The following is a 22,090-nucleotide window of genomic DNA, read 5'->3' as shown; positions in this document are numbered from 1 at the left end:
CACCCCGGCGGGAAACCTGTTCGACCCACGCGTTCCATGATCGGTTGAGATACGGCTTCTTAGCCCATTCCGGGGGCGCTCCGCTGGCCACCTCCAGGCTCAGGACCTCGCCGCCGGGCTCCGCCAGGTAGATCGCGCCGATGTGCGCGCCCAGACGCTCCATGGTCCAGGCGAGGGTCTGGTCAAGCAGATGCCGCACGGCGGCCCGCTCAAGGTCCTCAGCAGTGTTATCCGTCATGTGCACTCCAGCGCGGCAAGACCCTTATCAGAAGAATATGCCGAATATGCTGACCGTCATGTCGGGCGAATCCGCCGTTCGCAGGCGTCACTGTGACGGCAGCGCAAACGGCGCGGTTGCCGAGCCTGTCGGCTGTCAGCCCTGTGACCAGCGCCGCCGAGGTTCGAAAACACCCACTCAATCGCGGCGGCCGAAGAGGGCTTTGAGGCCGTCATCTCCGACGCGCTCCTGTACTACCGGCGCGGCCCCGCCGACGGCGACAACGGGTCGATGCTGCGGGCGTTCGTGGAGGTCGACCGGGCCACCATGGGCCCCGAACGCCTCGCCGCCAAGCTGCCCGCGTACGAGCGCCTCTACCGCTACGTGCCCGCGGTCCCGGGGCGCCGGCCGACCCTCCAGGCGCCGGCGCTGGAGGAGTGGCGGCGGCGCTACCCGCTCTTCCCCCGCGTGCTGTTCGTCCTGGACGGCACCGGACCCGCCGGTGTCGAGAACCGGATCAGTGCCCTGCGTGCGGGGGCCGGGCTGCTGGCGCCGTCCCGCTTCCTGCACGAGGTGCCCGTCCTCGCGGCACCGCTGGCCGACCTGCTCCACCACGGCCCCTCCGCACCCGTATGGCGCCCCGTCCAGCGGGTCCGCTGGACCGTGTCCTGGCATCGGCAGACGTGGCACGGTCGCCGCAGTGGACATACTGGGCTGGTGCTGACCAGGCGTGGTCGGGGGTGGGCGCGGCACGGCCGGACCCATGGTCGGCCTCATGGTCGGGGTCGCCTGCGGGTGTCCGCGGCTGCCTTCGGTGGGCGCGGCACATCGGGCTCATCTCTGCACCGGACGTGTCCTCCTGGCAGTGGTCGCGGGCCGCTGTGGAGGCGCTGGACGCCGACGCGATCCGGGCCGCGATGCCCAGCCCGCCGATGCCGTCGGCGTGGTGGCGCTGGCGCGTGCGGCGGGCCGTCAGGGCGTAAACGCGCGGGAGCCCCGGGAGGTTTCTTCCCCTCCCGGGACTCCCGCGACACGCTACGGAGTGACGATGACCGAGTTGTACGGCGTGAGGTCGACGTCCCACGCGGCACCCTCGTAGAAGGTCCAGTCGCAGTTGTCGCCGTTCGAGCCCCGGCACAGGATGAACTTCCAGCCGTCCGTCTGGTTGTTGAACACCGTGTGGACGCCGTACTGGTTGTAAAGCTTGTGGACCCCGCGGGACCAGTACTGGTTGGTCACGCCACCGCTGTAGTTAGGTCCCCCGTAGATGCACGCGGCACCGGACGGACAGCCGTTGGTGGCCGCCGAGGCCGGCGACGCCGACAGAACCCCCGTACCGAGCGCCAGCAGCGCCGTCGCCGCCACCGCCGCGACCTTGCTCCGGATCGGCGTACGCGTCATGGATGCCTCCTCGATAGTTCTGGAACGGCCGGCGTGTGGCGGGCGTGTCGCCAGCGTGAGCCTGGCGCCGCACAGAGGCCGAGGTGTTTTGACGGTAAGTCGGCGTCACTTCGATCCACACCCAAGACAACTGAGGTTGACTGGACTGACTGTGCGCCTTCCAACGGATGTCGTTTGTCGGCGAGTTCGGATGTCAGTTGGAGGCCGGGGAGCCGCCGAGTACGGACCGCGCGGGCACGCTGGTACGCATGACCGACGCAGAGTGGGACGACTACCGGCACCGGCTCGCCAAGCGCTTCGCGTGACTGCCGGGCAGTCTCCCGCATGCCAGGCATGCAGGCTCCTAGCGGCTGTTTCTGCCGTTCGTCGGACTGCTCATGGTCGACATGCAGACCCTTGGCCAGTCGGGCCATGGTGAAGGCAGAGGAAGAACCCACCCCAGCGTTGGGAGGGAACATGCAACCCGAGTACGACCTCACAGACGCCCAGAAGAAGGCCTACGAAGATAACAAAGCCAACTTCGGTGATCTCGAGAAGCAGATACGCAGCTTCGAGGAGGCCGCCAACTCACGGCTGGCCGCCAGCGGCCTGCGCTTCGACCCCGATGCCCCGTACTGCTACCTGTGCCCCTGCCACGAGTTCGAAAGCAGCACCACCCGCTGCGCCAGGAGCACCTGCGGTCACTCCATGACCAGCCACCACGGCTTCCGCTGACCTCGAACTCGCCCAGGCGATCGTCACGCACGCGTACTGGAGCAGCCTCACCCCGGCCGACGTCCTCGCGGCCCGTGACGGACTCAAACATCACCATGAGCAGATGGCCGATGCCTCCAGCTAGTGCCGCATCAGGCAACGTTCGCCCTGGGCGGTCTGCGACGATGGCGCCATGGACGAGGAAGTCATTCCCATTCTTCGCGTCGAGGACGCTGCGGCGGCGGTTGCCTGGTACGAGCGACTGGGCTTCGCCAAGCAGTGGGAACACCGCTTCGAACCGGGACTTCCCGCGTTCGTCGAGGTCGCCCGGGGCGGGGTGCGGTTGTTCCTGTCGGAGCACAAGGGAGACGCCCGCCCCGACACGTTGGTCTACCTCCGCGTTCGTGATGTCGAGGCCATCGCCTCCGAGTTCGGTGTGCAGGCGAAGGATGCTCCGTGGGCGCGTGAGATTGAGCTGCGCGACCCTGACGGCAACCGGCTTCGGATCGGCACGCCGACGGAATGACCCTCGCCGGCAGCGCGCGGCAGGGAAGCTGTGCTGGTGGCTGAGCGAGTACGCGTCCGCGAGATCGATGACGACGAGGGACAGCGCCTGCTGCGGATCATCCGCCGGGGCAGCGGGTCGGTGGTGACGTGGCGGCGGGCGCAGATGGTGCTGCTGTCCGCGCAGGGCATGCCCGTGGCGAAGATCGCCGAGGTGACGTTCACCAGCACAGACCGGGTCCGGGATGTGATCCACAACTTCAACGCCGACGGCTTCGACTCCCTCTACCCGAAGTACAAAGGCGGTCGGCCCAGGAAATTCACCCTGCCCGAGCGGCGCGAGATCAAGAAGATCGCCAAGTCCAGGCCGGCCGAGCACGGTCTGCCGTTCTCGACCTGGAGCCTGGCCAAGCTGGCCGACTTCCTGGTCGCCGAGGGGGTGGTCGACGACATCAGCCACGAGGGCCTTCGGGTCCTGCTCCGCGAGGAGGGCGTGTCGTTTCAACGCATAAAGACCTGGAAGACCTCCCGCGATCCCGACTACGCCGCCAAGAAAGCCCGCGTCGAGCACCTCTACGCGATCGCCGACGGCGAGGTCATACCCGAGGACGGCGAGCCCGAAGTCGTCTTCTGCCTGGACGAGTTCGGCCCGTTCAACCTCCAGCCCCACCCCGGCCGGCAGTGGGCCGAGCGCGGAGGACGGCACAAGGATCCCGACCGGGAGCCGAGGCCCCGCAGGCGGGCGACCTACACCCGCCCGCACGGGGTCAGGCACCTGTTCGCCGCCTACGACCTCGGCAAGGACAAGCTCTACGGCCACATCAAGCCGAAGAAGAACCGGACGAGGTTCCTGGAGTTCTGCCGCTACCTGCGCAGCCTCTACCCGCTGGAGATCCGCATCGCGATCGTGCTCGACAACTTCTCCCCGCACCTGACCACGAAGAAGGACAGCCGGGTCGGCGACTGGGCCGCGGCCAACAACGTCGAGTTCGCCTACACGCCTACGAACAGCTCGTGGCTGAACCGCATCGAGGCTCAGTTCACCGCCCTGCGCTACTTCACCCTCGACGGCACCGACCACGCCAGCCACAAGGAGCAGGGCAGCGTGATCCGCCGCTACATCATGTGGCGAAACCGTCACGCCGACGATCAACGGGGGGCCGTCGATGAATTAGTGGGGCGTGTCGCGGTCGTTCGTGGTGGATGTCGCGTGCATGACGTAGCCGGCGAGGTCGCTGGGGTCGATCAGGCGGGCGGGGATGGGTTCCGGGCGGTGGCCCAGGTCTTCCAGGAGGGGACGGACCTGCTTGATCAGGGCTCTTGCCTGGTTCTCGCCGACGCGGAAGAGGTAGGCGATCAACGAGGTGGACAGGCCACGCTGGTCGAGGACGGCGGCCCAGATGATGTTCTCGGTGGTGAGCTTGCGGTGCCGGGGCCGCTGCCGGGGCCGCAGGCCATCGAGGAGGTCGCGGACGGCGACTGTGATCCGGTCCAGGTCGTGGCGTTCCAGGCCGGTCAGGAGGGGATGGGTGGCCAGGGTCGCGCCGAAGGTGTGTGCGTGACGGGGATGGGATCTGCGGCCGGGCGGGTGGAGGGGAACGTCGGGGACGCCGGGTTGGGGCGGGATGGTGTAGTTCCACTCGCCGTGGAAGTCCTCGGGGTGGATCGTGAGGGCGGCTGCGTGCTGCTCGCTGATCTCGATTCCGGTGGGGTAGCTGCCGGTGTCCAGGCGGGCAGTGACGGCCAGTCCGGTGCGGGTAGTGGTCGAAGAGATCAGGTTCAGCGCGGTCTCGTAGCTGGTCAGCGGGTGGGCGCGCCAGTTGAGGGAGACGAAGGAGAACAGCCGGTGCTCGACCCTGTTCCACTTCGATGTTCCAGGCGGTAGGTGACACACGCTGATGGCGAGTCCTGTTTCGGTGGCCAGGACGGTGAGGTTGGCCTTCCAGGCTTTGGCGCGGGAGCTGTTGGAGCCGCCGCCGTCCGCGGTGATCAGCAGCCGCTTCGCGTCCGGGTAGGCGGCCCGTCCTTCCTCCCTCCACCAGCGGCGCAGGCAGGCCACCGCGAAAGCGGCGGTGACGATGCAGGCGCTCGTGGCCGAGCGGGACTGGCTGACGGTGGTCCTGCTGCCCGGGTATGCGCCCGAGCTCAACCCGGTGGAGGGCCGGTGGGCGCATATCAAGCGGAGCCTGGCCAACCTGGCCGCCTGCACCCTCAGCGAGCTGGAGACTCTGCTCCGCCAGCGGCTCAAGGCGATGCAGTACCGGCACAGCATCCTCGGCGGATTCCTCGCCGGGACGGGCCTGACTCTCGACAGACCGGACGGACCCTAATACGCCGAAGTCAGTAAGGCGCGGGGATCGTTCACCGGGGAGCACCTGCGGCGGGCGGTGGAGGCATCGGCCGTCACCGTGCCGGCGTGAGCTCCCCGGTGAGCGGGACGCCCGGGAGCGCCGTGTTGCTGACGACGGCGAGGCGCGGGCCGCCCGGGCCGTGCTGCCACTGCCCGCCGACCAGCGGCAGCAGGGCGATGTTCGGGGTCGGCCCGCGGGTCCAGTCGAGAGTGCCGGCGATGGTGTCGAGGGTCGTGCCGGCGAGGGCCTGCGCGACGGACGCCCGGTCGGTGGGATCGGCCGCGACGGTGAGGGCGTGGTGGGCGGTCTCCACGAGGGCGTGGGCGAGGCCGAGGGGCTGGAGCCAGCCGGCGCCGGTGGCCTGTCGGTAGGCGTGGGCGAGTTCGGCGCAGGTGGTGCCGTCCAGGCTGGAGCGGTAGGGGTGGCCGGGGCTCCAGTAGACGAGGGTGGCCACGCGCGCGTCGGCGAGTTCGCCGTGGACGTCGGGGGCGGGGGTGGTGTGGGTATGCGGGTAGGTCAGCCAGCGCGAGCAGGTGATCAGCCGCGGACGCAGCCCCGCCTCTCGGGCCTGGCGGTGGAAGAGGGCCAGGTCGGTGGCGGTGGCGGCGCTGGTGACGAGGCCGGCACCGTGCTCCCGCAGCCGGCCGACCTGTGCGTGGAAGCCGTCGGCCGGTTCCCGGTAGGCGCCGAGGTCGACCAGGGTGTGCCCGCGCGGGGACGTCACCGGGGCGAAGCCGTACCGGTCGTGGCGCAGCAGCCGGCCTTGCAGGTCGTCGTTCCACAGGCACCCGACGGCGCCTGTGTCGTCGACGCGCTCCCACAGGTCGGCGAAGACGGCGGCGATGTCGTCCAGTCCCCACGCGAAGTGGTACGTCCACCGGAAGCGGTGCCCCGGCTCGGCACCGCGCGCGTCGACGTACGCCTGCCACGGGAACGTGGTCGACACACAGGGGACCCGGGCCTCTTCACAGGCGTCGGCGACGGCGGGCAGCACCCGGGTCCCGGCCATGGTGAGCACCAGATTCGCCCCGTCGGTGTCGGCCAGGTCCCGTACGGCCTGCCGGGCCGCGTCAGGATCCGAGCGGCTGTCGCGCACGGCGACGGTCACGTCGTGGCGGCGGCCGCCGTTGCGGACGTGCGCGAGCACGGGCGCGAGCTCGCGCAGCACATAGGACAACGGTGACCCGAGAGGGGCCAGTCGACCCGTCAGTGGCGCTACCACGCCCACACGCAAGGAAGTTGACGGCATCGAGGCCCCTCTCTTCACTGAATCGGTGCGGCCGTCAGTGGCCGGAGCGGTCCTTGGTCACGCAGGTGGTCTTGCTGAACGCGGCCACCGTCTCGTTGCCGCAGTTGTTGCTGTGGCCGGAGGCGTTCCGGGCGAAGAGCAGGTTGGACAGGACGCCGCCGCTCGGACCCGCCTGGTCCCCCCCGCCCTTGCCGTCGTCCTCGGCCACGCAGGTGCGCTCCTTGAACAGCGCCACCTTGCCCGTGCCGCAGAGGTTGGCGTGGCCGGAAGAGTTCCTGCCGGAGAGGTTGGACAGCACACCGCCCGCCCCCGCGTCGCCGTCCCCGGCATGGGCCGTGGCCATGCCGGCGGGAACAGCCATCAGCATCCCCACGATCGAGGCCGCTACCGCGATACGCCGCGTGCCGTACATCTCTGTCGGTTTCCTTCCGCTGGATCGGTCCCGGCCGGTCGGCCGGGAGCACTTCGACCAACGACGCCTCGGAAGATCGGCATGGGCCGCGACCAGGTGAATCATCTGCAAGACGGTTGATCAGGTACTCCGACGGGATGCCGGGGCCGCGGGCGTTGACACGTCAAGGACCGGTTCGCGCCGTGACCGATGGGGTGGTTTGGCGCTCCGCCGACCGCTCATGCGTGCGGGCCCGCGAAGAGGGATGTGGGGGTGGCGCGGGCCACCGGGAGGGGACGAAATGGCCGACAGCACGGTTCTGGAGGCGGTGCTCGATGTCCATCTGGTGCAGCCCGACGTCGTGACGAAGGTCGCCGTCGACGTCGCCCGCGATGCGGCCGGCCGGTGGCAGCACCCGGCCCGGCCGCACCTCGTCCGTAGGGACGTCGACGTTCAGCAGGTGCCGCTGTTCGGCGAGGACGGCAGCAGCACCTCGTCATGAGTCGGGTTGAGCCGTGGCCGGCTCCGTGGTCGGTCCGACTACGGCACTGAGTTCCTGGCGCAGATCCAGGTAGCAGCGCAGCCGGACGCCCGGCTCGCCCGCGTCGTGTGCTCCGCTGTCGCCGTCGCCCACCGGTCGGCGAGCAGCTGCTGGAAGGCGAGCGCAGCGGCGTCGGCGGCGACGTCGACGACGACCAGGCCCGGTCGGCTTACGTGCGTCTCGTTGATCGGGTCCCTGTACGGCACGACGCCCGGCGTCCCCGGAGGGCTGCGCCCGGTCCTGCTCCAGGGCGTCGGGGATGCGCACGGCGCAGCTGCGTGCCTCGGGCTCCTCGGGGATGTGCCCATCGTCCTCCGCCGCGAGGTTCATGAACCGTGCCGGTGTACCACTGGAAGCGACGGAGGGGCGACCCGGCTGAGGTGCCCTGCCGAGCTGCCCACGCCGGGCCGCCGTCGACCGACCGGCAGAAGCCGCCCAGGGCGCCGGTCACATAGGGGGACGTGACGGGGCACTCGTGTCCTCCCGACCAATCAAGGGAGCCGACTCGTGATCATTGCGGCAGTTGTTGGAGCGTGTGTGGTCCTGGCCGCGCTGGCCTTCTTCGTCCCGCGTCTCTCCCGCCACCCCGAACGCGGCACGCAGCGTTCGCTCGGTGTCGGCGCGCGGGCCGGCGGCAAGGCGCCCGGCGTCCTGGGCAGGCTTTTCAGCAAGCCGTTCCAGACGAGTTCCCGCGCTGTGGGCCGTAGCGGCTCGGCCGGCCGTCGCACCCGTGGCCGCATGCCCTTCTGACCTCGGCGTCCTCAAGAGCAACGACAAACGTCGCGCCCGGCTGGAAACCATGCGCAGTCTGTTGTCGCGCATGGACCACACCAGCAAGGATCCCGAGGCGGTCGGTACCCCCGCCCCGCTCATCGTCGGCGCCGCCAGCACCCTCCTGGAGCCCGGCGAGGAGGACACCACTCTTTCGCCCACTCCTCTGTCCCACCGCACCAGCGGGCCCGGCAGCCACCCTGAATCCACCTGACGACCGACCGCCGCAGTCGTCCGGCTGTACGGTTCTCCCGGCGGCAAGATCGCGTTCCTCATCTGGCCGTACGAACGACAGGAGGAGACGTTCTCGATGGGGACCGTTGTGCACGTCCCGCAGACGCGGGACATGATCGGGGACGAGCTTTCCGGAGACGAGGCGCTCACCGCGCTGAGGCACTACGGAGGCCGCCGACTGCTCCTCGACGCGTTCGCCCGGTTCCGCTACGCCGACGGCTTCACCAACTCCCGTTCGCTCGCGTTCCAAGTCGTCCTGGGCTTGGTGCCGTTCACCATCGCGCTGGTCGGCGTGGCCACCACCGTGCACACGGAGAGCGTGGGGCGGATCATCGAACTCACCCTGGGCCAGATCGTGCCGGGCGCCAGTGCGAGTCTGGTCGAGGACGCTCTGGACACCACCGCGCGCAGCGCCGGTTCCGGAGTCTGGAACGCCGTCGCCATGTGGCTGGGACTGGCCTTCGCCGTACTCAACCTCACCTCGGCGATGGGGCAGGTCGAACGAGGCGCCAACCGCATCTACGGCATCGAACGCGACCGGCCGTTCCTGACCAAGTACGGGCGGTCCCTGCTCCTCGCCCTCGCAGCGGGCATGCCGATGGTCCTGGGGTTCCTCGTGCTCGTCGCCGGGGATGCCATCGGGAACGCGGTGGTGGAGGCCCTCGGCTGGCCCCGGGAGCGGCTCGACTGGTGGAGGCCCCTGGAAGTGCCACTGGGCGTGGTACTCGCTTGGGTCGCGTCGGCGGTGATCTTCCGCTGGGCTCCGCGCAGGGACCAGCCGGGCTACACATGGCTCGCGTTCGGCTCGGCGGTCCACCTGGTCCTGTGGATCACGGCCACGTGGCTGCTGGCGCTCTACGTCGCCAAGAGCGGATCATTCGGCGCCGTGTACGGACCGCTGACGGCGTTCGTAGCCCTGCTGCTGTGGGCCAACCTGACCGGTGTGGCGCTGTTCCTGGGCATCGCGTTCGCCGCACAGCTCGAAGCGGCCCGGGCCGGAATCACCGAGGCCGTGCAGCCGGATCCAGGACCAGGGCCGTGACCCCGGACCGTGGAGCTCCGAGACGTCCTTGCCGCCTGAATGACGGACCGCCAACAGCTACGCAGGGGGTGTCACCGCCACGACCAGGGCAGGCGCGCGCGTCGATCCCGGCGAGTCGGAGTGCCACACAGCACGGGCGGTGTTCCCCCGGTCAGACCGCCGTCCATCCAGTACGCCGCTTGCCGAGCACGCCGACGCGCAGCCCGGCAGGGGCCGTCGCAGTGTGAAGGTACTGGATCTACGAGTTGAAGTTACGGACAGCTCGCTGCTGTGACAGGGGCAGGTGGGCTACTTCCCAAGGCGCGCCGTGACCATGACCGTGAAAGGCGACGGCCCGAGACACGGATTCGGCCTCAACCCCGACCAGGTCGACGCCGTGTGCCAGCGCGAGGACCTGGCCGACCTAAGCGGCTCTCCAAAAGTTCTGCGCGTAACTCTTCGGTAGCCAGGGTGAGGTCCAGGGTGCGGCGGTGGTCAGCATCTGGGTGGGTGAGCGGTGCCGGAAGAAGGCGTGGACCTGGCGCCGGCGGCCCGGCCAGGTGACGGCGGTGTTGGCGAGATGGGCCTTGAGTACGGCCCAGATGCGTTCGACGGGATTGTCGTGCGGGCTGTAGCGGGCGCCGAACAGCAGGTGCAGGCGGGGGTGGTCGGCCAGCCAGTCGGTCACCGCCTTCGCGTGGTGGATGCTGTCGTTGTCGCAGATCACCGCGACGGCGGGGGCAGTTGGACAGGCGGTCAGCAGCGCGCGGAGGAAGGCGGTGAACTCGGCGGCGGTGCGGCGGCCGAGGGCGTAGTGCCAGGTGCCGGTGGCCATCTCCAGGGCGCCGAAGACGGTCGCCTGTCGGTTCTTGCCCGGGGTGGCCACCTGTTGGCGCATCCCGCGCGGGATCCAGCTCGCCCGCACCTGCGGCAGGAGGTGCAGGTGGGTCTCGTCCTCGGCGAGGACCACCGCGCCGCGGGGCAGGGCCGCGATCCGGCGGCGCAGGGCGGCGAGGGTGCGTCTGCGCTCGGGGTCGCCCCGGGCCGTCAGGCGGGGCCGGCGCCAGGCCGCCTGCTTGCGCACCCGCCGGTACAGGGTGTGCGGACTCATCCTGGGGTGGCCCAGGCGGTGTTGGATCCGGGGGACGGTCCACGGCCCGGGGCGGGTCAGCAGGCGGCGGATACGCTCGCCCAACCGCGGCCCGCCGAGCCGGGGGCGCCCCGGGCGGAGGCGGTCGGCCAGGCCCGCGACGCCTCAGCGGTGTAGCGGTGGATCCAGCGGCGCACCGTGGCCGGGTGGCAGCCGAGCAGCTCGCCGATCTCGTCCGCGGTCAGGCCGGCCGCGGACAGCAGCACCATCACCGCGCGGGTGGCCTCCCGCCACCGGTGGTGCAACAGGTGGTACAGGTGTGTGTACGCCGGGGCGGAAGGGTTGGCGAACACGGATGCCGGGCGCATACTGACCTTGACCTCGCCGGTTTTGTCGTAGTTTCGTCAACCTCGACACAACACCCGGCGAGGTCTTTGCGCCATCGAGGTCATCGCGCCCGGCCGACGCCGTCCCGGATTCCGCGCAGAACTTTTGGAGAGCCGCTTAGTCGCCGCCAACACCCCACTCGGGCCCGACCAGGCCGCCGAACGTCTCGGTGTGAGGCGAGTCGAGTTCGACCACATGCGAACCCTGGGATGGATCAAGCCCACCGAGTGGCGCGAGGTGCGGTACGACAACGCCCGAGCGACGGGCGCCTGTACCGCTCCGGGTCTCCCGCCCCTCGCCGCCCCTGGAGACCGCACGGTCCAAGCTGACCCACGCTCAGCTGGCCATCTCGCGGTCGTCATCGAGGGGTGCTTCGACCGCATCGACCAGGCGGCCCTGATGGAGGGCAGATCAAGATGCCGTGGATGACGGGGAGTTCGCATGGTCCGGCCTCGGCCCTTGGGCCTGCAGGCGTGGGTGCATCCGGTCCCCGGCCAGTGCCTCGGCGTCGGCCGTAGCGGCTGGTGTTGCAGACCGTGGTGTGCTCGGAAGCGTTGCAGGCCAAGCATCACCCGGGCACCAGCCTGCAACGCCGCCGCTACCGTGACCCTCAGGCCGCCACCGGTTCCGCCGCAAGGAACCCTTCCACGGCCTTCCCCGCGCGGCGGTCGAACTCGGTGTACTGTGCCTCGCGCTCGGCTCCCGCGACCGCGTCGCCGACCAGCAGATTACCCTCGGCGTCGAGGCGCTGAGGGCGCTCCTCGGCGTCGGGGAGCAGGGCGACGGAGGAGTGGGAGAACCCGCAGTAGTAGGCGATGCCCTCGCTCAAGTTGGTCTCCAGCACGGCCTGCATTCCCTCCGTGATGGGGTCGTCGGAGGTGGCACCGGCCAGGCCCAGCCACAGCATGCGCTTGCCCGCCAGGCGAGGCTTGCTGCGACCGTAGGCGAATCCGTAGTTCCACACGCGATCGATCCAGCCCTTGAGGAGGGCGGGCACGCTCTGCCAGTACACGGGGAACACGGCGACGACGACATCGGCGTCGAGAATGCGCTGCATATGGGCCCGGACTTCGTCCGAGTACGGCTTCTCCCGGTTGCCCCAGTCAGGCTGGTCCGCCACGTTCATCCGCGGGTCGAATCCCTCGGCGTGCAGGTCGAGCAGGTCGACGACGTATCCGGCGGTCTCAAGTTGCGCAACGGTACGGCGGGCGGTGTGCGCGGTGAGGGAATCGGTGCGGTGGTGTGCGATGACCACAAGGGCGGTTCTGGCTGCGCTGTCGAGGTGCGACATGGTCTCTCCTGGCTGATCTCGGTCGGTTCTGCCAGTCCAGTACACCCATGATCGATTGGATGATCCATGGGAGAAACGCTCCGCTGCATAGGAGTTCGTCTACGATGGCGCCCGTGGATCCTTTGAGTTCTCTGCTCAGTGGCATCCGGGCCGAGGGCTCGGTCGTCAGTCACGCCGTGCTGGAAGCGCCCTGGACCATCCGCTTCGCCGACGGCGCCCCGCTCACCATGGTGAGCGTGCTGCGTGGCGGCGGCACCCTGCTGCTGCCCGACGGCACCGAACAAGCGGTCGGCGTCGGCGACACGGCCATCGTGCGCGGCCCCGACCCGTTTCACCTCGCGGATCGGCCGACCTCCTGCAACCGCCCACACGTCGAGTACGAAATCGCCTGCTTCACAGAGGATGCCGCATGCACCGCCCAGGACCTCGGCGGCATCCGCTGGGGCAACGATCCGGACGGAGCGACCGCACTGATCGTGGGCGCCTACCGCGCATCGGGCCATCGCCATCAACGACTGCTGCGCGCCCTGCCACCCGTACTGGTGATCAACGAGGACACCGAGGTTTGCGCCTGGCTGGAGACAGCCGCCGCCGACGCCGCCCTGCGCTCGGCCGGCTCGCAGGCGCTGATGGACCGACTCCTGGACTGGGCCCTGGTGTGCACGCTGCGCACCTGGTTCGAGCAGGCAGGCCCGGACGCCCCCGACTGGTATCGCGGCCTGGCCGAACCGATCCTCGCCCCCGCCCTCCAAGCCTTCCACGCCCGGCCCTCCCAGACGTGGACGGTAGCGGCGCTCGCCGCCGAATCCGGCGTCTCCCGGGCGCTGTTTGCCAAACGCTTCACCGAGGTGATGGGCCGCCCGCCGCTGACCTACCTCACCGAATGCCGCATGGACGAGGCCGAGGCACTCCTGTCCGACACCGACTTCGCCATCGCTCAGATCGCCAAGTCTGTCGGCTACGCCGATGCCTTCGGCTTCAGCGCCGCCTTCAAACGCCATCGGGGCCTGAGCCCCAGCGTCTTCCGCGCCGCGGCGTCCTGACGTCCCACACCCCCGGGTAGCGGATGTCGCCGAAGACCACGGGCGGCCACCCCAGCACACCGAGACTGGCGTGGTACGAGATGACGCTGTCGGCTACGCCGGCGGTCCGGGCGTCTTCCACGAACACGGCCATCATGACCGCGCTGTCCTTGCCGCCGGACAACTGGGGTGCGACGAGGTCGTAGGAGGTCAAATCGGGGGTGCTGAGCGGGCAGTTGGCGGGACGCGAAGGCATGTCAGCTTCAGTGAGTCGAGAGTGGGCGGTGGGACTGGGTGCACAGGGCGGCGTGCAGCCCGAGGCGACGGCTACGCCGGGGCCTTCGCCCAGGCGGCTGTCGGTTGAGGTGGGCCATGAGCTCGCGGTTGGCCGCGCGGGCGGCGGCGAGGTCGTCGTCGCGCTCCTGGAGCTTGAGTTCCAGGTCGACGACCTGCTGTTCGAGGGTGGTGATGCGGGCCTGGAGCTGTTCGGTGTCGTCGAGGACGATGGCCAGCGGGCGATGACAGCGACGCTACAGGCGAAACCGGCAGCCACCAGAGAGCAACATCCATGCTCCGGGCCGGATCGCGCGCCCGGACGGCATCAATCAGCGTGCACAACGACAACAGTCGCCCTCCCAGTACCCAGGCCATTTCAGTCGTCATCAGCCGCGCTTCCGGCCGTCCACCAAGTGCGGGCCCCCAGAGGGGTCGTGCTCCTCGGGCCACCGGTCTCCGACGCGCGAGATGCGGAGCCAACCTCTCACCCGGCGCCGTGCGACGGGCGGCGCGGAGACCTCGCCGACACACAAACGCGCAATATCCAGGCTGAGCAAGCTCGCCACGGACTGCCCTGACACCACGTCCGGACGCTGTCCCCAGGACCCCGGCTGGGTCGTGCCACATGCTGCTCTACCCACAGCATGAGCCACGCCGCCGGACAGTGCAGTTCCCGCCAGCGCGCGTACACGCGGGTGCATCAGCTTCATCGCAGTGTCGGCGCGTGTGCGACACCTTCGGTCGCCCGCTCGCGCTGCTACGCCGTTGGAGCCAATCCTCAAGCCGACGGGCTTCCGGGCCCGGCCCGGAGGGGAAGACCCAGCGTTGTGACAGGCCATGTAGCAGGACACGTAATTCCGTACGAGGTGCAGGGCAACGGTTCGGAGCGGGTCCTCGCACTCCACCACTGGCTCAGCGACAGGTCGAGTTTCGGCGATCTGCGGCGGTACCTGGACGGGAGCGCGTTCAGTTACGCGTTCGTGGACTGCCGTGGGTACGGCGAGGCGATGGACACCCCCGGCACGTACACGATGGAGGAGGTCGCGGCGGACGCCCTCGCCGTGGCCGACGACCTCGGCTGGAACACCTTCTCGGTCATCGGTCACTCCATGGGCGGCAAGGCGGCCCAGCTGATGCTGCTGGACGCCCCCTTGCGGGTCCGCTCGATCGTCGGCATCTCGCCGGTACCCGCGTCCGGGTTCCCGCTCGAAGGGGAGATGTGGGAGCTGTTCGTCGGGGCCGTGGAGGATTCCGGCAATCGCAGGACGATCTTTGACGTCACCACCGGCAGTCGGCACGACGATGCATGGCTGGATGCCAGGGTGAGCGGCTCGGAACGCTCCTCGTCGGCTGCCCTGCGTTCGTACCTCGAATCCTGGACTCGCGGCTCCGACATCCACGAGCGGCTCGAGGGAAATCCGACCCCGGTGCTTGTCGTGGCTGGTGCGAACGACCCGGCGATGGGCCCTGACACCATGCGGTCCACCTGGCTGCAGTGGTATCCGAACGCCGAACTCGAGGTTTTCAACGACGCCGGCCACTTCGCCCCGGATGAGAGCCCAGAGGCCCTGGCGACAGTGGTCGAAAGATTCCTCCGCCGGTAGCTTCCGCGTGGAGCGGCGTCGGCACGTACCCAGTCACCGCTTCCGTCGGACCCGGCCAAGCCCACCTGGGAACAGCGCCCAGCTCGCGGAGCTGGGCCTCGGATGGGCCGCGTAGGGGTCTGGAGATTGATGGTCGACGCCCTGGTCGTGGTGGACGGTTCGCAGGGACGTCACGGGCAGGATCGCTCGGTAGCATGCAGCACCCGCCCGGCCGAGGTGCGGGGCTGATCGCGCTCGAGGAGCCTTTGTGTCCAGCCGTATCCAGCCGGTCCGCCCCGGCGATCCTGATCACATAGGCCCCTACCGCGTCGTCGGGCGGCTCGGGACGGGCGGCATGGGCACCGTGTATGCCGCGCTCGATGCCTCTGGAGTGCGGATGGCCGTCAAAGTCGTCCATCCCGCCCAGGCGGCGGACGACGAGTTCCGGGCACGTTTCCGCCGGGAGGTGCGACTCTCCCGACAGGTCACGGGCCCCTGCCTGGTGCCGGTGCACGATGCCGACACCGACAGCCCCGCTCCGTGGCTGGCCACTCCCTTTGTGCCCGGACCCACCCTCGACCAGCACCTGGCCGCCAGCGGCGCCCTGCACGGGGCGCAGCTGTACGCGTTGGCCGCCGGAACCGCGGCCGCGCTCGCCGCAGTGCACCAGGCGGGCATCGTGCACCGGGATGTGAAACCGCAAAACGTCATCCTCGCCCCGGCCGGCCCCCGGGTCCTGGACTTCGGCATCGCCCACGCCCTGGACGGCACCTCGGTGACCCGCACCGGCGTGATGACCGGCACTCCCGGATGGATCAGTCCCGAGCACTACCGCACCGGTGAAGTGGGCCCCGCAGGGGACGTATTCGCCTGGGGCGCACTGATCGCCTACGCCGCAAGCGGACGCCTCCCCTTCGGTACCGGCGCCCCCGAGGCCGTCGCCTTCCGCATCATCTCCGCCGAGCCAGACCTGGAAGGCGTGCCCGGTGACCTTATGGCTCTGGTCGAGCAGGCGCTGGCCAAGGAGCCCGGCGAGAGGCCGACCACCGCCGAACTCAGCCGCGCCTGTACGGCGCTGCTCGCCTCACAGGCCACGGCCGCTGCCCCGCGCAATCAGGAGCAGCCGACACCGGTCTCCGATCTGGTGAGCGCCCACTGGGAACTCCCCCACGAGGACGACCACACCCGGCCCACCACTGCCCCACCGCGCCGCCGGGGCAAGCTGACGGTCGCCGCCCTTGCGGCCGCTGTCCTCGCGGGCGTCGTCGGTGGAGCCATCGCCGCATCGGTCAACTCCCGGTCCCATCAGCCGGATCAGACAGCTCCCTCCGCGCCGAGCAGCCAGACGAAGACCCCCTCAAGCACACCCACCACGGCTGACCCCAGCGGCAGCCGGCGCCAGGCCACCCCGTCGCGCTCCCCGACTGCTCCCGTGGTGGAGCCTGCACGCCAGACTGCTCCCTCGCCCGCCTACACCCGCAGTGATGACGCGCAGCCCAGCGTCGAGGAGTGGGCCGAGGCGCGCGTCCCGGCTACAACTGCGGAGAAGACCGCCCAACGGATCCGCAGCGAAGCCACTCAGGCCCTCCGCTCGCTGGGCTACACGGACGACAGCGTGGCCGTCACCTTCAACCCAAAGGCCCAGACCATGTTCGTCACCTTCGGCCCCGGTACCTACCTCGAAGGTGAGGATTACCGCGACGACCTGGGCTGGACTGAGGTCAGGCGCTCGCTGATGTTCGGCAGCTGTGCGGAGGCACAGCAGAACTTCCATGACGACATCACCTGGCCCTACGGCCGCGCCGCTCTCGTCTACCGAGAGTCCATGGCCAGCCCCGCCATCGCCGACTTCCGAGACGTCACCCACACCGACAGCTGTCGCGTGTGACCAGCCGCGTGAAGGCTCCCCCTACGCATCGGACCTGGACCACGGCCAGCGACGGGCCCGTGTCCTACTTGCCGCTAAGGAGGCACTCCAGCCGAGATGCGGTCTGTGGATCCGTTCAGGTTGCCCGGCGGAGCTCCACGACGACGCTCTCGCCGGTCACCTTCGGCAGGAATACCGGCCGTGCGACATGAGACACACTTGGGCGGATGAGCAGCGAGGCGGCCCCCCGAAGCGGGCGCGTGCACCCAGTACCCAGTCCCACCACGGTGAGGCGGCTGTACGGGACGGCACTGCGGTGCGGGTTCCCTGAGTGCGTCGAGCCGTTGTACCGGGTCAGCACGTACACCGGCGAGCAGGTCCTCAACAGCGAGGTGGCGCACATTCACGCGCGCCGGGAGAACGGTCCCCGCTGGGATCCGCACATGTCCGCGGAGGAGAACCGCAGCGACGCCAACCTGATCTTGATGTGCCAGGCGCATGCCAAGGAGATCGACGACTCTCCCGAGCGGTTCCCGGCGGATCTGCTGCGCGATTGGAAGCGGATCCAGCTGCTCGAATGCGAGGAGACTGTCGGCCGGCCACTGACGGATGCCGAGGCCGCGCAGGTCCTCGAGCGCTCATTCGGAGCCGACCAGCTCGTCGCGGTCGTCGCCGCTGTGGTGCCGTTCTCGGCCAGGTCGCGGTCCCGGCAGGAGGCACTGGATCTTGCCGGACGTGAGGCGCGAGCTCGCCGGCTGGTGCAGCTGGGGCCCGTCCCGGCGCAGCGCCGTGAGGCAGTCCTGGCGTGGATGTCGCAGCACGCCGGGCCCGCGCTGGTGGTTTCGGCGGGCCAGGTGCGGGTGCTGGTGGGGCCGATGGGCGCGGGCAAGAGCGAACGCGCCTTGCGGTGGTGGGAGGAGGGCCTGAAGGTCGCCGAGGCCGACGCTGAGGTCGAGGTTCCTGTGTGGGTGCCGGCCCGTTCGATCACCTCCACGCTGGCGGCTGCGGTCACCGACGCGATCGGGGGCGACCCGAAGAGGCCATGCCGGGTGGTGGTCGACGATCTCGACGGCGTCTCGCCCCGGCAGGCCGACCAGCTCCTGGACGAGGCGCGGCGCCTGGTCGTCGTCTGGCCGGCGATGCGCGTGCTGGCGACCGGCCCTCCCGGGATGTCCGTGGCGCCCGAGGAACTCCTGACCACCGTGCCATGGCCGCTGGAGCGCGGTGTCGACCTCCTGCGGTGTGTTCTCGGTGAGGAGCCGCCGCGGGCGGTATGGACGCCGGAGGCCCAGGAGCTGCTGACCAGCCCGCTGCTGGTGCTGGCCATGGCCGCGCGCATCGCCAGTGGAAGGAGCATCGACGTGTCGCCCCTGCAGCTGCTGTCCGGCCTCGCCGCAGACATCATCGCGCGGGAGCGGCCGCAGACCAGCGAGCAGACGTGGGAACGGCTCGGCGGGCTGGCCGCCCGCATCCTCGCCTCTCCCGAGTCGGTGCCCGCTGCTTCGGTGGGTACGGAGCCGGAGGTGTGGTCCTTGACAGAGACCGGGCTGGTCGTCCACGACGAGACCGGTCTGCGGTTCGCCCTGCCGGTATTCGAGCATCATTTCGCCGCTCAGGCGCTGCGCTCTGGGATGGTCGCCTTGGAGGATGCCGCCGGGCCGCGCGCATTCCCCCGTTGGAGGTACGCGATCGCCTTCGTCGTCTCCTCCGCGCCGGGCGGGGATGCCGAGCAGTGGATGCTCCGCCTGGCCAGGACGAATCCCGCCGCCGCGTCCTGGGTCCTCGACGAGATCGACCTCCGCCATCCCGCTGCGCCACACGGCCATCCCGGGAACGACACCGATCCGTCACTGGGCGCCGGGCAGTGGCTGCGCGAGGCCGCCCAGGCGTTCCTGGACGGCTTCGGAGCCTGCGGCCCGCATCTGGCGCGCCATGACGACGGCCGACTTGTCCAGTGGGGCGTGCGCCTGCGCGGCGAGTGGATGGCCGTCTACGAGGCTCGGGAAGCGACCAAGCCGGAACTGCTCCGCCTCCCCGACGAGGCCCTGTACACCGGCGCCCTGGCCTCAGGCTGGCGAGCGGGAACCCAGTTCCCGTTCCCCAGTCGGCCCCTGGGACGGTGGCGATGGTCCCGTAACAAGCTGCGTGAGCCCCTGACCAGGATGCTCAGGCTGCGCCGTCTGCCCCTGCCCCCGCGCTCCCCGCTGGCCGACGAGCGCATGTGGGTCCTGGCCCAGCAGATCATGACGATCAAGCATCTGCGGTGGAACCGCATCATCCCGCTGCCGGATCTGCGCGCCGCGGTCGCCGAGATGATGATCCAGGTCAACACCTCTGTCCTGTCCCGGTGGTCGACCGGCGGCGCGGAGATCGACTCGCACGACATCCGCTGGATCGACGCCCGCCTCCACACCCTGGAAGGCGATCACCTCGCCCCGCCGCAGCCGCTCCCCGACCGTCCCTCCTCCACGTCCCGGCGGCGATGGCAGGACTACTCCCCCGAGCTGGCGGCCACGATCGTGACCGCGGTGCTCCAGGACGCCCTCACCGGCTACCGCGACCTGGTCACCGAGAACTTCCCCCGCTTCGGAGCCGCGCTTGGCCTGTACAGCGTCCTGCCCGCGCAGGCCAAAGGACAGGTAATCATGCTAGAAGGCGACCTCGACGGCAGCGGCCTGTACTACACCCTCATCGCCGACCCGGGCAACGCGCGCGACGCACCGCCCCGCGTCGACCTCGCCTTCGCCGACGCACCGCACTCCTTCCACGACCCAGCCGGGCCCGCGGCGGCCCGCAGCCACGAGTCCGTCTTCCGCCGCTCCTCCGAGAACCTCATCGACCTGCCCACCGGATCCGCCCGCCCGGCAACCAACCTGGCCTACACATGGCTCGCCAACGACCTGGCAGCAGTGGGCTGGCTCCACCGCCCGCTCCACTTCTCCGACTGAACTCCGTGCGTGCCCAAGTAGCGCGAAACTTCACGGCATCCGAGGTGGGTCCCGTCAAGCGGATACGGGCCGAGATCGCAAAGCGCCGTGCAGTGGCCGAGATCACCACGGCCGTGCCCGCCAGGCACCCTATTCGCGCCTGCGGGCCCACCTGCGGGCTGTCGGTGACGCGCCGCAGGAGGTGGACGACGAGCGCAACTGCGCTTCGTCATGCAGGGTCCGGACGGCCCGCAGCCGCTGCGCCTGGACGAAATCCCGCTGCCCGCAACCACGCCAGCCCCGTACCCGCCCCCCTGCCAGCGGAAGCCACCGGCACCACCAGTCCCTGAACCGCCCAACGGCGCACGAGGTGGGTGCCTGAACCAACTTTCGCCGCCGACGTGTCAGGGCTCTGTCTTCTCCGCGATCCACCGTTCCAGCGCTGCCACTTCCTCAGGAGAGGCGTGCTTCTGGGCGTAGCCGCGGACGACGTCGTACAGACGTCCCTGGAGCTCGCCGTACTCGTCGAACCGACGGAGGACCGCCCGGGCGAACTCACCGATCGAGACGTCGTCATGTTCGTCGGCCCTGGCGGCGGCATCGTGGAAGGCAGCCGTCACGAGCAGGTGCGCCGTCGCCTCGTCGTCGGGACTCGCATACACGGGCATACCCCCGTCCGGATCTTCGCCAGGACCGATCCTAAGCGCGATTCACAGCGGTCTTCAGCCGGGCCCCTCGGTCACGGTATGGACCGCAGGGGCGGGTGCTGCGTTGTTATCCCTGAGGGCTGGAGCAGTGGCGGAGGTTCGGGGCCGGGATCCTCGGTAACAACGACGCCGACGGCCGCGTGGTCGAAGCCGGCTGGCCAGCGAGTGTGCGCGCTGGCCAGCGCGCCGGTCAGACGTGCCTGGAGCAGGTCGGCCGTACTCAGGTCGCAGCCACGCAAGTCGGCCAGACGCAGGTCGGCGCGGCGGAAGACAGCGCCGCCTGCGTCGGCCTTGCGCAGGTTCGCCTCGCGCAGGTCGGCCTCGGTGAAGTCCGCGTCACGCAAGTCCGTTTCGACCAGCCGGGCGCCCCGCAGGTCGGCCAGAACGCAGCGGGCCCGGCGCAGGATCGCGGTCTTGAGGTCGGCGTGCCGCAGGTTGACCGAGACGAGAGAGGCCTGCGTCAGGTTGGCGTGGTACAGGCCCGCCCCTTCCATACAGGACCGGTCGAGGTTGACCTCATGCAGCCACAGCCCGTCGCAGTCGGCCCGGCGCAGGTCCGTGACGCTGAGGTTGACCCAGGACTGCTCCCGGGGTTGCAGCAACAACACGCCGAGCCCGGTCAGCGCCACCTGGGCGTCGGCGGCACGCACCTCCAGCGGCACGACATCGTTGATGGGCACGTCGGCCGCTGGGGCGTCCGGTCCGGCGGGCGGCCACGGCAGGTGTGTACGCAGGTACGCGGCCTGGATGGAGATGACGGCCTCGCGGTCACGGGCGGAGTGCTCCGCGATCCGCCACAGCGCGTGGAGTCCGCCGATGCGTGTTTCCAGCTTGTCACTGCCGAGCTGATCGACGGCCGTGCTGAACCGGTCGGTGACATAGCCCTCCTGGGTGGCGCGCAAGCCCGCCTGGCTGACTTGCAGTTGCCGCCAGGTGGCGTACGCGCCGAACAGCACCACCATGCCGCCCACGGCCTGCAGCAGCGTCGTACGGACGTCGTTCACCGCTTTCAGCCGGTCCTGCGCAGCGACGCTCGCCCCGGCGAGATCATGGTCGACCACCACACCCGGCAGGACGACGAGCACCACGCCCAGAACGGCCAGCCCCGCCGTCCCAGCCAGCAGGGCCGCGATCGCACGACGCCTGACCAGCCGGTCGCGCCACAGCCTGCGACCACGGCCCGGCTCCCCCGTCTCCATGGACATGGGAGCCTATGCACCGCTCAAAGAGACGATCAAGATGCACGACTTGGAGCGGCGGCACTCTACTCCCGTTGGCCCGACCGCCAATCACTGGACGACCGGCAGAGCGTTGCCAGTTCTCATCGACATTTTCGAGCCCTGTGATCGCTAAATGCTGGCCGAAACGGTCGATACGACCGGTCTTGTATGGAGGCGGTGGGCTCGATGGCATACGAGCTCCCGGGGACCTACCAGGCTTCGAGGGCGTTTCGGGCGGCGCGCCTCGCCACTGGTTCGTAGCTCGCTGGGCGTGGGCGGCTAGTGTGATGCGCCTGAAATCGCGGGCTTAAGTCTCTCGCTGATTATCGGTGGCCGGCGGAGTGACT

The 22,090-nt window shown here is 69.8% G+C and carries 19 protein-coding genes and 7 pseudogenes; 15 read left to right on the top strand and 11 right to left on the bottom strand.

Features of this window, described 5'->3' with window-relative positions; genetic code table 11:
- Positions 1-238 (bottom strand): hypothetical protein (locus ACYVO6_RS39910; RefSeq protein WP_461070192.1); only part of this gene is annotated, 238 nt, incomplete at its 3' end.
- Positions 239-418: 180 nt separating this feature from the next.
- Between ACYVO6_RS39910 and ACYVO6_RS39905 the strand changes: the two are divergent.
- Positions 419-553, top strand: a pseudogene (locus ACYVO6_RS39905) (hypothetical protein); the annotation flags it as partial.
- A gap of 515 nt (positions 554-1,068) precedes the next feature.
- The gene (locus tag ACYVO6_RS39900) at positions 1,069-1,200 is read left to right on the top strand and encodes a hypothetical protein (RefSeq protein ID WP_461070190.1); all 132 of its coding nucleotides are present in this window, start codon (positions 1,069-1,071) and stop codon (positions 1,198-1,200) included.
- A 52-nt stretch (positions 1,201-1,252) separates the two neighbouring features.
- On the opposite strand, the gene ACYVO6_RS39895 is transcribed toward ACYVO6_RS39900, so the two are convergent.
- Positions 1,253-1,618 (bottom strand): hypothetical protein, encoded by a 366-nt coding sequence (locus ACYVO6_RS39895; protein ID WP_461070188.1) that lies wholly within the window; start codon positions 1,616-1,618, stop codon positions 1,253-1,255.
- Positions 1,619-1,785: 167 nt separating this feature from the next.
- Here ACYVO6_RS39895 and ACYVO6_RS39890 point away from each other — a divergent pair, with 167 nt between their 5' ends.
- The 4 genes and pseudogenes from ACYVO6_RS39890 to ACYVO6_RS39875 all read left to right on the top strand — a co-directional run.
- Positions 1,786-1,923, top strand: a complete 138-nt coding sequence (locus tag ACYVO6_RS39890; RefSeq protein ID WP_461070186.1) for a hypothetical protein — start codon at positions 1,786-1,788, stop codon at positions 1,921-1,923.
- A 151-nt stretch (positions 1,924-2,074) separates the two neighbouring features.
- Positions 2,075-2,332: a hypothetical protein gene (locus ACYVO6_RS39885; protein ID WP_461070184.1), complete on the top strand. Its 258-nt coding sequence runs from the start codon at positions 2,075-2,077 to the stop codon at positions 2,330-2,332.
- A 172-nt stretch (positions 2,333-2,504) separates the two neighbouring features.
- Complete coding sequence (locus ACYVO6_RS39880) at positions 2,505-2,837, top strand: glyoxalase superfamily protein (RefSeq protein WP_060902991.1); 333 nt, start codon at positions 2,505-2,507, stop codon at positions 2,835-2,837.
- 36 nt (positions 2,838-2,873) lie between these two features.
- Positions 2,874-3,971, top strand: a pseudogene (locus tag ACYVO6_RS39875) (IS630 family transposase); the annotation flags it as partial.
- A 459-nt stretch (positions 3,972-4,430) separates the two neighbouring features.
- On the opposite strand, the pseudogene ACYVO6_RS39870 reads toward ACYVO6_RS39875, so the two are convergent.
- Positions 4,431-4,889: pseudogene (locus tag ACYVO6_RS39870) on the bottom strand (ISAzo13 family transposase); the annotation flags it as partial.
- Between the two features lies 1 nt (position 4,890).
- On the opposite strand from ACYVO6_RS39870, the pseudogene ACYVO6_RS39865 reads away from it, so the two are divergent.
- Positions 4,891-5,145: pseudogene (locus ACYVO6_RS39865) on the top strand (transposase); the annotation flags it as partial.
- 73 nt (positions 5,146-5,218) lie between these two features.
- On the opposite strand, the gene ACYVO6_RS39860 reads toward ACYVO6_RS39865, so the two are convergent.
- Together ACYVO6_RS39860 and ACYVO6_RS39855 are read right to left on the bottom strand one after the other, a co-directional pair.
- Positions 5,219-6,415: an ABC transporter substrate-binding protein gene (locus tag ACYVO6_RS39860; RefSeq protein ID WP_461070182.1), complete on the bottom strand. Its 1,197-nt coding sequence runs from the start codon at positions 6,413-6,415 to the stop codon at positions 5,219-5,221.
- A gap of 34 nt (positions 6,416-6,449) precedes the next feature.
- Positions 6,450-6,827, bottom strand: a complete 378-nt coding sequence (locus ACYVO6_RS39855) for a hypothetical protein (protein ID WP_461070180.1) — start codon at positions 6,825-6,827, stop codon at positions 6,450-6,452.
- Between the two features lie 280 nt (positions 6,828-7,107).
- Between ACYVO6_RS39855 and ACYVO6_RS39850 the strand changes: the two genes are divergently transcribed.
- On the top strand, positions 7,108-7,308 hold the full coding sequence (locus ACYVO6_RS39850; protein WP_461070178.1) for a hypothetical protein: 201 nt from the start codon (positions 7,108-7,110) through the stop codon (positions 7,306-7,308).
- Here ACYVO6_RS39850 and ACYVO6_RS39845 read toward each other — a convergent pair.
- Positions 7,303-7,655, bottom strand: a pseudogene (locus ACYVO6_RS39845) (DUF6207 family protein). The gene ACYVO6_RS39850 and the pseudogene ACYVO6_RS39845 sit on opposite strands and share 6 nt — an antisense overlap.
- 199 nt (positions 7,656-7,854) lie before the next feature.
- On the opposite strand from ACYVO6_RS39845, the gene ACYVO6_RS39840 reads away from it, so the two are divergent.
- From ACYVO6_RS39840 to ACYVO6_RS39830, 3 genes and pseudogenes are all read left to right on the top strand, one after another.
- Positions 7,855-8,097 carry a DUF6411 family protein gene (locus ACYVO6_RS39840; protein ID WP_461070176.1) on the top strand — a complete coding sequence of 81 codons (243 nt, stop codon included), beginning with the start codon at positions 7,855-7,857 and terminating at the stop codon, positions 8,095-8,097.
- Positions 8,098-8,104: 7 nt separating this feature from the next.
- Positions 8,105-8,332, top strand: a pseudogene (locus tag ACYVO6_RS39835) (polyphosphate kinase 2); the annotation flags it as partial.
- 96 nt (positions 8,333-8,428) lie between these two features.
- The gene (locus ACYVO6_RS39830; RefSeq protein ID WP_461070174.1) at positions 8,429-9,394 is read left to right on the top strand and encodes a YihY/virulence factor BrkB family protein; all 966 of its coding nucleotides are present in this window, start codon (positions 8,429-8,431) and stop codon (positions 9,392-9,394) included.
- A gap of 403 nt (positions 9,395-9,797) precedes the next feature.
- On the opposite strand, the pseudogene ACYVO6_RS39825 reads toward ACYVO6_RS39830, so the two are convergent.
- Positions 9,798-10,831, bottom strand: a pseudogene (locus ACYVO6_RS39825) (IS630 family transposase).
- Positions 10,832-11,460: 629 nt separating this feature from the next.
- On the bottom strand, positions 11,461-12,141 hold the full coding sequence (locus tag ACYVO6_RS39820) for an NAD(P)H oxidoreductase (RefSeq protein ID WP_033329064.1): 681 nt from the start codon (positions 12,139-12,141) through the stop codon (positions 11,461-11,463).
- Positions 12,142-12,254: 113 nt separating this feature from the next.
- Here ACYVO6_RS39820 and ACYVO6_RS39815 point away from each other — a divergent pair, with 113 nt between their 5' ends.
- Positions 12,255-13,184: an AraC family transcriptional regulator gene (locus ACYVO6_RS39815; protein WP_461070171.1), complete on the top strand. Its 930-nt coding sequence runs from the start codon at positions 12,255-12,257 to the stop codon at positions 13,182-13,184.
- Here ACYVO6_RS39815 and ACYVO6_RS39810 read toward each other — a convergent pair.
- Positions 13,132-13,419, bottom strand: a complete 288-nt coding sequence (locus tag ACYVO6_RS39810) for a hypothetical protein (RefSeq protein WP_461070169.1) — start codon at positions 13,417-13,419, stop codon at positions 13,132-13,134. The genes ACYVO6_RS39815 and ACYVO6_RS39810 overlap by 53 nt on opposite strands.
- 886 nt (positions 13,420-14,305) lie before the next feature.
- Between ACYVO6_RS39810 and ACYVO6_RS39805 the strand changes: the two genes are divergently transcribed.
- The 3 genes from ACYVO6_RS39805 (at position 14,306) to ACYVO6_RS39795 (ending at position 19,837) form a co-directional block, all read left to right on the top strand.
- Positions 14,306-15,043 (top strand): alpha/beta fold hydrolase, encoded by a 738-nt coding sequence (locus ACYVO6_RS39805; protein WP_461070167.1) that lies wholly within the window; start codon positions 14,306-14,308, stop codon positions 15,041-15,043.
- Between the two features lie 247 nt (positions 15,044-15,290).
- Positions 15,291-16,910: a serine/threonine-protein kinase gene (locus tag ACYVO6_RS39800; RefSeq protein WP_461070165.1), complete on the top strand. Its 1,620-nt coding sequence runs from the start codon at positions 15,291-15,293 to the stop codon at positions 16,908-16,910.
- A gap of 206 nt (positions 16,911-17,116) precedes the next feature.
- Complete coding sequence (locus ACYVO6_RS39795; RefSeq protein ID WP_461070163.1) at positions 17,117-19,837, top strand: hypothetical protein; 2,721 nt, start codon at positions 17,117-17,119, stop codon at positions 19,835-19,837.
- Positions 19,838-20,220: 383 nt separating this feature from the next.
- On the opposite strand, the gene ACYVO6_RS39790 is transcribed toward ACYVO6_RS39795, so the two are convergent.
- Positions 20,221-20,484, bottom strand: coding sequence for a hypothetical protein (locus ACYVO6_RS39790; RefSeq protein ID WP_461070161.1), 264 nt, complete (start codon positions 20,482-20,484; stop codon positions 20,221-20,223).
- 71 nt (positions 20,485-20,555) lie between these two features.
- Positions 20,556-21,722, bottom strand: coding sequence for a pentapeptide repeat-containing protein (locus ACYVO6_RS39785; protein WP_461070194.1), 1,167 nt, complete (start codon positions 21,720-21,722; stop codon positions 20,556-20,558).
- Positions 21,723-22,090 lie beyond the last annotated feature (368 nt).

This window comes from Streptomyces pseudoechinosporeus (genome assembly GCF_054783935.1).
The sequence above is the reverse complement of the archived record's forward strand: the minus strand, read 5'-3'. Positions and strand labels throughout refer to the sequence as shown.